Raw genomic sequence first — 10507 nt, 5'->3', positions numbered from 1 at the left:
TGCTGTCGGAGGGCCTCCTCAACAAGCAAATCGCCTACGAGCTCGGCGTCTCCGAGGCCACCATCAAGGCGCATGTCTCGGCCATCCTGCAAAAGCTCGGCGTCGAGAGCCGGACGCAGGCGGTGATCGCGGCCGCCAGGATCGCCGGCGGCCAGTGGAAGCAGGGCACGCCGACGGGGTGAGAGCCAGGCGATCAACCCCGTCATCCCCGCGCAAAGGCGAAGCCTTTGTCGCTGGAGGTGCCGGAGCGTAGCGGAGGCCTCGAAGGATGAACGGCCCGGCTGGCACCTCGGCCGTTCATCCTTCGAGGCTCCCGGCGCGATGCATTTGCATCGCGCCACTCGCGCCTCAGGATGACGGAGTTGATAATGTCCGTCGCAGTTCGTTGGCGCCCCTAATATCCGCCGTATCGGAATCTTCAGCAAAGCCCTCAAGAGCAGATTGAATCATTCGTATCGCTTGCTCGTGCCGGCCGCGTTCGGCAAGGAGCCCGGCGAGTTCGATCGCGGCCCGCAGTTCCCACGCTTTTGCGCCTTTGCGGCGGCTCAAACCCAATGACTGCATGAAGTGGGCTTCTGCTTGCTCAGCCTTGGGTTCTGGCAGCGACAACAGAACTCTGCCTTTCATCCGCAACAGCTCCGGCATGTACAAATGATCGCCGCTCTGCGCGACGAGACGGATCGCATCGTCGATCAATCGCGCGCTCTGCTCGACCTGATCGAGGGCCAGCAGGCCCTGGACCAGCGCGATGTTGAACGTGGTGGTGAGCAGCTCATAGCCCGCGTCATGGAGTTCCTGGAGACAACGCCTTATCGTGGCGACGCCGCCCGCGGCGTCGCCACGCCGGATCGCCAGTTCGCCTTTGACGCCTCTTCCGACTGCCAGATAAGGGCCCATCGAACGCGACTCCGCATGCGCGATGAATCGATCGATGTTCTCTTCCGCGCCGTCGAGGTCTCCGCTCCAGAGATCGATCGAGACCGCCCAGATCAATGCGATGCAGAGCGTGATCGGATGATCCATCTGCGCGGCATCGGTGACCGTCTGCTGCGCCAGTTGCCGCGCATGCGAAGGCCGGCCCTGCAACCATAGTTCTCGCGCCAGTGAGATGCCGGCCCGGTTGCGATGATCGAAGCCGTAGAGCGTGCTGATGTGTTCCGTTCCCGGCCCCTGCCAGGCGAGTTCCAGCATCTTCAGCGCATCGCGGTGTTCCCCGCCCAGATGCAGCGAGACGCCCAGCAGTGAATAAGCGAGCGCAATGGAGGCAGGGTCGCCCAGCGCTTCGGCGACGACGAGGCTCTGCTGCGCATAGCGGAGCGCCGCGTCGAACTGTCCGATGCGCTCGTGGAAGATGTGCATCCGGCCGAGCAGCTGGAGCTGGTTCGGCGCGTCGCCGCGCGTCTCGGCGATCGCAAGGCTCCTGGTCAGGGCGCCGCGTGCGGCCTCGCTGCCGCCGCGGGTGAACATCAAAGTCAGTCCGAGAGCGGCCTGCAGGTGCATTTCCTCGGCGCTTCCGCGCGCGGACGGATCGATCGCAAGCAGCGCCCGTTCCGACCAGCGCCGGCATTCGATCAGCAGCGACATCGCGAGAAAGATCGGCGCCGCCGCTACGGCGAGCGCTATGCCGATGCCGGTATCGCCGCTGCCTCCAAAACTCCAGTCCAGTGCGGCGCGCACATTGTGAAGCGCGGAGAAATGGACGGCGCGCTCGTCGGCGCTCGGCACCGTCGCCCATGTCGTGCCGGCCTGTTCCAGCCATTGCCGGTAGTAGGTGGCGTGGCGGGCGGCGAGCGCGGTTTCGTCTCGCTCGATCTCGAGCAGATAGGCGCGCGTCGTATCCAGCAGGCGGTAGCGCATCATGGCGCCGACCGGCCGCGGCGCCACCATCGACTTGGCGACGAGGCTGTCGATGGCATCGAACAGCCGGGCGCGATCGACGCGTTCGTCCGGCACGACCTCGAGCGCGGCGTCGATGGTGAAGTGCCCGGCGAAAACCGCGAGCCTGCGCAGTACGAGGCGTTCGAGGTCGGACAGGAGCCCGTAGCTCCAGTCCAGCGTCGCCTGCAACGTCTTCTGCCGCGGCGGCGCGGTGCGCTGACCCTGCCAGAGCAGGTTGAGGCGCTCATCCAGCAGCGCTGCGGTCTGCTTCAGGCCATAGGCCTCGACCCGGCCGGCGGCGAGCTCGATCGCCAGGGCCATGCCGTCGAGCTTGCGGCAGATGCCCGCGGCGATGGCGGCGTTGGCATCGTCGAGCGCGATCTGCGCGCCGCCGGCTCTCGCACGTTCGAGAAAAAGCTCCAGCGCGGGATAGGTCCGCGCGGCCGCAGCCGTCAGCCCCGGACCATCGGGCGGAACGGCCAGCGGCGCCAATCGATAGACCTGCTCGCCCTCGACGCGCAGGGCTTCGCGGCTGGTGGCCAGGATATGGACCTGCGGCGCGGCCCGAAATATCTCCGCGGCCAGAGGCGCGGCTGCTGCGACGACGTGCTCGCAATTGTCCAGGATCAGCAGCAGCTTCTTGTCGTGCAGGTGCGCAAGCAAGGCGGGCATCGGATCGTCGGTCTGCGCCGGCAGGCCGAGCATCAGCAGGATCGAGGTGATCACGAGATCGGGATCGCTGAGCGCGGCAAGATCCACGAAGTGTGCGACGTCGGCGAACGTCTCGAGCAGGTCGTGGGCGATCGCCACGGCAATTGCCGTCTTGCCGACGCCGCCCGGGCCGACGATCGTGACGAAGCGTGAGGCGAGGAGCTGGTCCGACACGGTGGCGATCGCATCGGCTCGCCCCACCATCCGCTGCAGCCGGTTCGGCAGCTTGACGGGCGGCAATTCCAGCTGCGGTGCCGGACGCCGTTCTGTCGGAAGACCGCTCTGCGAGATCGGCGCCACGAAGCAATAGCCGCGGCCTGACAGCGTCGCGATGTAGCGGGCGCCGTCCTTGCCGTCGCCCAGCGCTTTCCGAAGCGCTGCGATGTGAAAGCGCAGATTGGCTTCTTCCACGATCATGCCGGGCCAGACCAACGCCATCAGCTCCGACTTGCCGACGACCTCGTTCGGCCGCGACATCAATGCGATCAGCGTGTCGAAGCTCCTGGCGCCGAGCGGCAGCGCGATACCATCTCGCATCACGAGCCTTTCCTGCGGCGTCACGGTGAATGGCCCGAACGATAGCGTTCCTGCCGTGGGCCCGGCCGGTTCAGTCATGGCGAGTCTGTCCATTTGGGAACCGGATAGCCAGCGAACCGCGATCCGGCAAGATGGGGCATTGCATCGTGATCAGAAACTGGATGCAGGCCTCGCAATCGCGGGTTCCGCGCCGGTCTCACAACTTCTTACAAAACCAAACGGGTGTACGGCGGCGGCGGCTGATAGGCAATTGCGCGACGGCAAGGAGATATTCATGAGCGCAACGGTAAAACTGCTCTACACGGCCCGCACCCACACCGCCGGCGGGCGGCAGGACGGCATGTCGCGCAGCTCCGACGGCCGCCTCGACGTGAGGCTCTCGCCGCCGGGCGCCGCGGGCATCGGCACCAATCCCGAGCAATTGTTCGCGRCCGGTTGGTCCGCCTGCTTCGAAGGCGCCATGGAGATCGCGGCCCGCAAGCGGAAGATCGACCTTCCGAGGAAATGCGCGATCGATGCTGAGATCGATCTTGTGCTCGACGAGGGCGCTTATTCGCTCATGGCGCGCCTCAATGTCAGCCTGCCGGGCCTCGATCGCGAGATCGCGCGCGGCATCATCGATGAGGCGCACCAGACTTGCKCTTATTCCAAGGCCGTCCGAGGCAACATCGACGTCACGGTCGCGCTGATCTGACGCACCACCAACCACCAGCAAGGTAGCAACACCATGAAGCAAATCATCGACCAGCATCGCCGCAAGTTTTTTGGCGTCGCCGCGGGAACCGTCGCGGCCGGTCTCGGCGTGATCGGCCTCGCCCGCGCCGAAACGGACGCGACGCGATCGTCGGCAACCCATGCGTCCTTCGGTCCGATCAAGCAGATCGACGCCGGCGTCCTCAATGTCGGCTATGCGGAAGCTGGTCCCTCGAACGGCCCCGTCGCGATCCTGCTGCACGGCTGGCCCTACGACATTCACGCCTTCGTTGATGTCGCGCCGATCCTGGCGCAGGCCGGCTATCGCGTGATCATCCCCTATTTGCGCGGCTACGGCACGACGCGCTTCCTCTCCGGCGAGACGCTGCGCAACGGCGAGCCGGCCGCGATGGCCGTCGACATCATCGCACTGATGGATGCGCTCAACATCAAGACGGCGGTCGTCGCCGGCTTCGACTGGGGCGCGCGCACCGCCGACATCATCGCCGCGCTGTGGCCGGAGCGTTGCCGCGCGCTGGTGTCGGTCAGCGGCTATCTCATCTCCAGCCAGGCCGCCGGCAACATGCCGTTGCCGCCGTCGGCCGAGTTGCAATGGTGGTACCAGTTCTATTTCGCGACCGAGCGCGGCCGCGCCGGCTACGAGAAGTACACGCACGATTTCGCGAAGCTGATCTGGAAGCTCGCTTCGCCGCAGTGGAAGTTCGACGACGCCACTTTCGACCGCAGCGCGGCGGCGCTCGACAACAAGGATCATGTCGCGATCACGATCCACAATTACCGTTGGCGGCTCGGGCTTGCCCAGGGCGAAGCGAAATACGAGGAGCTCGAAAAGAAGCTCGCCGCGGCTCCGATGATCGGTGTCCCGACCATCACGATGGAAGGCGATGCCAATGGCGCCCCGCACCCGGACCCCAGCGCCTATGCCAAGAAGTTCTCCGGTCGGTACGACTTTCGCCTGATCACGGGTGGCATCGGCCACAACCTGCCTCAGGAAGCACCACAAGTCTTTGCCAAGGCGGTCATCGATGCCGACGCCGGCGCCTGAGAATTCCTTCAATGCCTCGGTCCAGCCAGGTTGGACCGAGGCCCACCCGCGATCGCAGCTTGATGAAATGCCATGATGCCCACCAAACCTGACTCGAAGAAATCCCTCTATCTCACGGTCATAGTGCCGGCCGCGGTGCTGCTCGTCGCCGTCCTGACCTGCGTGCCGTACCTGGTCTCGATCGCGCTCGCGGAGGGGCCGGCGACGGCGAACGCGTCGCCGATCTTCGGCGTCACCATTCCCAACGGCTACAAGCAATGGGAGCTGATTGCGCCGGCGGAGGAGGCGGCGCCTCTGGACGAGCTTCGCGCCGTCGTCGGCAACCAGACCGCGATCGACGCCTATCAGGCTGGAAAGCTGCCGTTCCCGGACGGCACCATTCTCGTCAAGCGCGCCTGGAAGCGGAAGCAATCACCGGAGTTCGCATCCGCGACCATTCCGGGCGCCGCCACCACCGTCCAGGTGATGGTCAAGGACTCCAAAAAATATGCTTCAACTGGCGGCTGGGGTTTTGGCCGCTTCATCAACGGCAAGCCCGTCGACGAGGCCCAGCATCGCACCTGCTTTGCCTGCCACGATGCCCGCGCCAAGGGCCGTGACTATGTCTTCACCCGGCTCGCGCCCTGAGACCTTCCGGAGGCCGTCATCTTGAAGACCTGGTTCATCAGCGGCAGCTCGCGCGGGCTTGGCCGCGCCATCACGGAAGCAGCCCTCGCGGCGGGAGACCAGGTGGTTGCGACTGCCCGGGATCTCCGTCAACTCGAACCGTTGCGAGAACGCTTCGGCGAAAGACTGCGGCTCGCAACGCTCGACGTCACCAATGAGAGCGCGGCACAGGCGGCCATAGCACTCGCGGTGGCGGCGTTCGGCGGCATCGATGTGGTCGTGAACAACGCCGGCTACGGAGACCTCGGGTCAGTCGAAGATACGAGCCTGGAGTCGTTCCGGCGGCAGATCGAGGCCAATCTGTTCGGAACCATCATCGTCACGAAGGCGGCGATTCCCGTGCTGCGCAGGCAGCATCGTGGGCACATCGTGCAATTTTCGTCGGTCGGCGGACGGATCGGCGCACCCGCACGCGCGGCCTATTCAGCGGCGAAGTGGGGGATCGAAGGTTTCTCGGAATCGCTGGCGCGCGAGATGGCGCTGATCGGCGTGCATGTGACGATCGTCGAGCCCGGCGGCTTCCGCACGGGCTTTGCGCAAACCGCACGTGAAGCAGATGAAGGCCGCGCGGAATACGACGCCGTCGTCGGCGCCGCCGTCAGGATGCAGCGAGATTATGATGGCCGCCAGCCCGGCGATCCCGCCAAGGCCGCCGTCGCCGTGCTGAAGCTCGTCGGTATGGATCGTCCGCCTCTGCGCATCGCGCTTGGTAGCGACGCCGTCAACGCCATCGCGGCGATGGACCGGCAGCGTCTCGAAGAGCTGGAGAGGTGGCGGACGCTCAGCGTATCGACCGACTATTGATCGGCGCGGCTCACTCGGCCGCCACCATCTGCTGCGTGCGCCACTGCCCGAGCAGAGCGCGGAGTGACGCCGGCTTCACCGGCTTGTTCAGCACCGCGACCTTTTCATCCCGCGCGGCCACCTGCACGGCGGGGCTGCGGTCGGCCGTTATCAGGATCGCGGGGATGGCGTCGCCGAAGCGGCGGCGGATGTCGCGGATGGCGGCGATGCCGTTGCCGCGGTCGAGATGATAGTCGACGAGCAGGCCGGTGACGCGGCGGCCGGCGGCTTCGATCGCGGCGATTGCGCCTTCGGGATCGGCAACCGCGATCACCTCGGCGTCCCAGGCCTTCAACAGCGTCCGCATGCCGTCGAGGATCGCCGCGTCGTTCTCGATGCAGACGATCAGTGCGCCCGAGATCGGCGTGCGCGCGAGCGGCGTCGCGCTGGTCACGGCGGCGGTGTGGGTGATCGCCTTCGCCGTCGGCACCGTCACCGAAAACACCGAGCCGCCGCCCGCGTTGGAGTCGATCGCGATGCCATGGTTGAGCACGCGCGCGAGACGTTCGACGATCGACAGCCCGAGCCCCAGCCCGCGCGCGATCCGGGCACCCTGCTCCAGGCGGTGGAATTCCTTGAAGATCTCGCCACGCTTGACCAGCGGAATGCCGACGCCGGTGTCGTAGACGCAGATCTTGAGCGAGGCGCCGCGGCGGCGGCAGCCGACCAGCACGCGCCCGCGGGGGGTATATTTGATCGCGTTGGAGATCAGATTCTGGAGCAGCCGCCGCAGCAGCAGCCGATCCGACTCGACCGGCAGCGAGCAGGGCACGAAAGCGAGCTCCAGGTTCTTGGCGCGCGCGATCGGCGCGAACTCGATTTCCAGCGAGCGCATCAAATCGGCCATCTTGAAGCTCGAGATCGAGGTCGCCATCGCGCCGGCATCCAGCCGCGAGATGTCGAGCAGTGCGCCGAGGATCTCCTCGATCGCCTGGAGCGACTCGTCGATGTTCTCGACCAGCCGCGTCTCCTCGCCGCTGTGCTGGCGCTCGACCAGGCTGGTGACGTAGAGCCGCGCCGCGTTCAGCGGCTGCAGGATGTCGTGGCTGGCCGCCGCAAGGAAGCGCGTCTTGGAGATGCTGGCGTCCTCGGCCGCGCTCTTGGCCAGCGCCAGCTCCGAGTTCAGCCGGGTCAGTTCCTCGGTGCGGTCGCGCACCCGCTTTTCCAGCGTCGCATTGGCGCGCTCCAGCGCTTCGGCCRCCTCGAACGTGGGCGTGACGTCGGTGAAGGTGATGACGAAGCCGCCGCCGGGCATGCGGTTGGTCAAAATCTCGATCACCATGTGGCGGTCGGGCAGGCGTTCCAGATAGGGCTCGCCGTCGGTGGTGTAGGCCGTGAGTCGCCGTTCCAGCATGGCCTCGCGCTCGATCGGATCGGCCGGCTCGCTCACGCCCATGAATTCCAGGATCTCGCGCAAGGGCGTGCCGAACTGGATGAAATGCGGCGGCACGTTGAGGAGATCGCCRAACTGCCGGTTGGAGCAGATCAGTTGCAGGTCGGCGTCGAACACCGCGATGCCCTGGCGCACGTGGTTGAGCGCGGTCTGCAGGATCTCGCGGTTGAAGTGCAGCGCCGCATGGGAATCGTCGAGCAGTTTCAGCGCGGCTTTGGCCGACACCGTCCGCTTGCGCAGCAGCAGCGACATCACGAGGCGCGAGGACGCCGCGCCGATCGAGGAGGCGATCAGGTGCTCGGCGTGCTGGAGCAGCTCGAAATCGGCCGGCGCCGCCTGCTCCAGCCGCACGTTGCGCCGGGCCGAGAACGCCTCGAAGGAATGCCGGGCGCGGTCGGGCCCGAGATATTGCGCAACCGTGGTCTGGATGTCCTGCACCGTGACGGTGGTGCGCCAGCGGCGGAAATTCGGAGATATCGGGGCGAGCGTGTCGGGCACGAACAGATCGGCCTGCACCAGCTCGATGGACGACGGCCGGCGCGCCAGCGACAGCAGCACATAGGTGAGGATGTTGAGCGCCAGCGACCAGATGACGCCATGCATCAGCGGGGGCAGGTCGGCACCGAACAGCGCCTGTGGCCGCAGCGCCTCGATTCCGAACGGTCCATGCTGGAGCAGCAGGATGCCTGAAGTCGAGGAGTCCATGAAGCTCGGCATGAACAGCGTGTAGAGCCACACCGCGAAGCCGACCAGCATTCCGCCGATCGCGCCGCGCGCAGTCGCCCGCCGCCACAGCAGCCCGCCGAAGAAGCTTGGCGCAAGCTGGGCGATGGCGGCAAAGGACAATAGGCCGATCGCGACAAGCTGGGTGTTGCCGAGCGCGCGGTAGTAGAAATAGGCCATCACCATGATGGCGAAGATCGCGAGCCGCCGCGAGCGCAGCAGGAAGTCGCTGAAATCGGCGCCGCCGGTGCGGCCCTCGGGCCGTCGTTGCAGCACCAGGGGCACCACGAGGTCGTTCGAGACCATGATCGAGAGCGCGACGCATTCGACGATCACCATCGCGGTCGCCGCCGACAGGCCGCCGACGAAAATGGCGACGCTGAGCAGCTCCCCGCCACCCTCCATCGGCAGCGCCAGCACGTACATGTCGGGATCGGCCGCGCCGAACGGAAAGGTGACGAGGCCCGCGATCGCGATCGGGATCACGAACAAATTGATGGCGACCAGATAGAGCGGAAACAGCCAGCGCGCGCGACCGACCTCGGCATCCGAGGAATTCTCCACCACGCTGACGTGGAACTGGCGCGGCAGCAGCATGATCGCGCACAGCGACAGCAGCGTCATGGTGAGGAAGTTGCCGATCGAGGGCGAATAGTTGATCGCGCGAACCGCCTCCGGCGTCTTCATGGCGCGCTCGATCAATTCGTGCGGCGAGAACATCCAGAAGGTGACGAAGATGCCGGCGGCGAGGAAGGCGACCAGCTTGATGATGGATTCGGTCGCGACCGCCAGCATCAGGCCGTGCTGGTGCTCGGTGGCATCCGTCTGCCGTGTGCCGAACAGCACGGCGAAGGCGGCCATCGCCAGCGTCACCATCAGCGCCATGTCGCCGAGGATCGGGATATGGGAGAACGCCTGGTCTTCGCTCAGAATGGTTTCGAGCGAGGAGGCGACCGCCTTCAATTGCAGTGCGATGTAGGGCACCGAGCCGATGATCGCGATCAGCGCGACGGTTGCCGCCACCGCCTGGCTCTTGCCGTAACGCGCGCCGATGAAGTCGGCGATCGAGGTGATGTTGTGGGCCTTCGCGAGCTGGATCACGCGGCGCAGCACGCCCGCGCCGAGCCCGATCATCAGGATCGGTCCGACATAGATCGCGAGGAAGTCGGTCGAGGCGCGGGTGGCGAAGCCGACCGAGCCGAAGAAGGTCCACGAGGTGCAATAGATCGCGAGCGACAGCGGATAGATCAGCCCGGACGCGCGGCCGCGCCCGGCCGGCGAGCGGCGGTCGCCATGGCTCGCCACCAGGAACAGAAAGCCGATATAGCCGAAGGCGACGGCAATCACGCCCCAGTCGTGGAGCATTGCGACGGGCTCTCCCAGGGCGCAACACGCGCCCGATCTCATTTTCCCTGTAAATCTAGCGCGTTGGGCGTCTGCAAGCGACAGCGAAATGCCGGGCGGGTGCTGGAACTGGCATTGTCGTTAAGCTGTGGGGCGAGCTGCCTGCACTCCCTCGCCCCGCTTGCGGGGAGAGGGTGGGGTGAGGGGGAGCTTCCGCGGGGGCGGTGATATTGGATTCGCGGAGACTCCCCCTCACCCGGATCGCATCTGGCGATGCAATCCGGCCTCTCCCCGCACGCGGGGAGAGGCGAAGAGAAGCCTCGACCGGGACCCTACTCCGCCGCCAGCGACTTTTCGCGCAGTGGCAGGCCGAGGCGGTCCCACACTTGCAGCAGGGCTTCGGCGAGCTGATCGATCAGGCCGTCATCGTGATAGGGCGAGGGCGTGATGCGCAGGCGCTCGGTGCCCTTGGCGACCGTCGGATAGTTGATCGGCTGGATGTAGATGCCGTGCTCTTCGAGCAGGAGGTCGGAGGCCTGCTTGCACTTCTCGGCGTCGCCGATGAACAGCGGCACGATGTGGGTATCGCTCGACATCACCGGCAGGCCGGCGGCATTGAGGATCGCCTTGACGCGGGCGGCGCGGTCCTGGTG

At 66.1% G+C, this 10507-nt stretch carries 8 protein-coding genes; 5 read left to right on the top strand and 3 right to left on the bottom strand.

The genetic code is table 11. The annotated features are described in order from the left end of the window. On the top strand, positions 1–182 hold a 182-nt coding region (locus tag ACXJL8_RS22355; protein WP_456685600.1), incomplete at its 5' end, for a response regulator transcription factor. Between the two features lie 166 nt (positions 183–348). Here the strand turns inward: ACXJL8_RS22355 and ACXJL8_RS22350 are convergent. Beyond that, positions 349–3204 (bottom strand): ATP-binding protein, encoded by a 2856-nt coding sequence (locus tag ACXJL8_RS22350; protein WP_456622526.1) that lies wholly within the window; start codon positions 3202–3204, stop codon positions 349–351. Between the two features lie 196 nt (positions 3205–3400). Here ACXJL8_RS22350 and ACXJL8_RS22345 point away from each other — a divergent pair, with 196 nt between their 5' ends. From ACXJL8_RS22345 to ACXJL8_RS22330, 4 genes are all read left to right on the top strand, one after another. Then, the gene (locus tag ACXJL8_RS22345; RefSeq protein WP_456685599.1) at positions 3401–3820 is read left to right on the top strand and encodes an organic hydroperoxide resistance protein; all 420 of its coding nucleotides are present in this window, start codon (positions 3401–3403) and stop codon (positions 3818–3820) included. A gap of 33 nt (positions 3821–3853) precedes the next feature. Further along, a complete protein-coding gene (locus tag ACXJL8_RS22340; RefSeq protein WP_456622524.1) occupies positions 3854–4885 on the top strand; it encodes an alpha/beta fold hydrolase in 1032 nt (343 codons plus the stop codon). 72 nt (positions 4886–4957) lie between these two features. After that, positions 4958–5512 carry a cytochrome P460 family protein gene (locus tag ACXJL8_RS22335; protein ID WP_456622523.1) on the top strand — a complete coding sequence of 185 codons (555 nt, stop codon included), beginning with the start codon at positions 4958–4960 and terminating at the stop codon, positions 5510–5512. 18 nt (positions 5513–5530) lie between these two features. Further along, positions 5531–6355, top strand: a complete 825-nt coding sequence (locus ACXJL8_RS22330; RefSeq protein ID WP_456622568.1) for an SDR family NAD(P)-dependent oxidoreductase — start codon at positions 5531–5533, stop codon at positions 6353–6355. A gap of 10 nt (positions 6356–6365) precedes the next feature. On the opposite strand, the gene ACXJL8_RS22325 is transcribed toward ACXJL8_RS22330, so the two are convergent. Continuing rightward, a complete protein-coding gene (locus tag ACXJL8_RS22325; RefSeq protein WP_456685598.1) occupies positions 6366–9875 on the bottom strand; it encodes a PAS domain-containing hybrid sensor histidine kinase/response regulator in 3510 nt (1169 codons plus the stop codon). 311 nt (positions 9876–10186) lie between these two features. Next, on the bottom strand, positions 10187–10507 hold a 321-nt coding region (locus tag ACXJL8_RS22320), incomplete at its 5' end, for an aminotransferase class I/II-fold pyridoxal phosphate-dependent enzyme (RefSeq protein ID WP_456685597.1).

This window comes from Bradyrhizobium sp. P5_C11_2 (assembly GCF_054049755.1).
The sequence above is the reverse complement of the archived record's forward strand: the minus strand, read 5'-3'. Positions and strand labels throughout refer to the sequence as shown.

What these genes read in the sequence shown, in the direction of transcription:
- ACXJL8_RS22350 (WP_456622526.1), bottom strand. Translation starts at nt 3,204, where the DNA reads ATGACTGAACCGGCCGGGCCCACGGCAGGAACGCTATCGTTCGGGCCA.
- ACXJL8_RS22340 (WP_456622524.1), top strand. Translation starts at nt 3,854, where the DNA reads ATGAAGCAAATCATCGACCAGCATCGCCGCAAGTTTTTTGGCGTCGCC.
- ACXJL8_RS22335 (WP_456622523.1), top strand. Translation starts at nt 4,958, where the DNA reads ATGATGCCCACCAAACCTGACTCGAAGAAATCCCTCTATCTCACGGTC.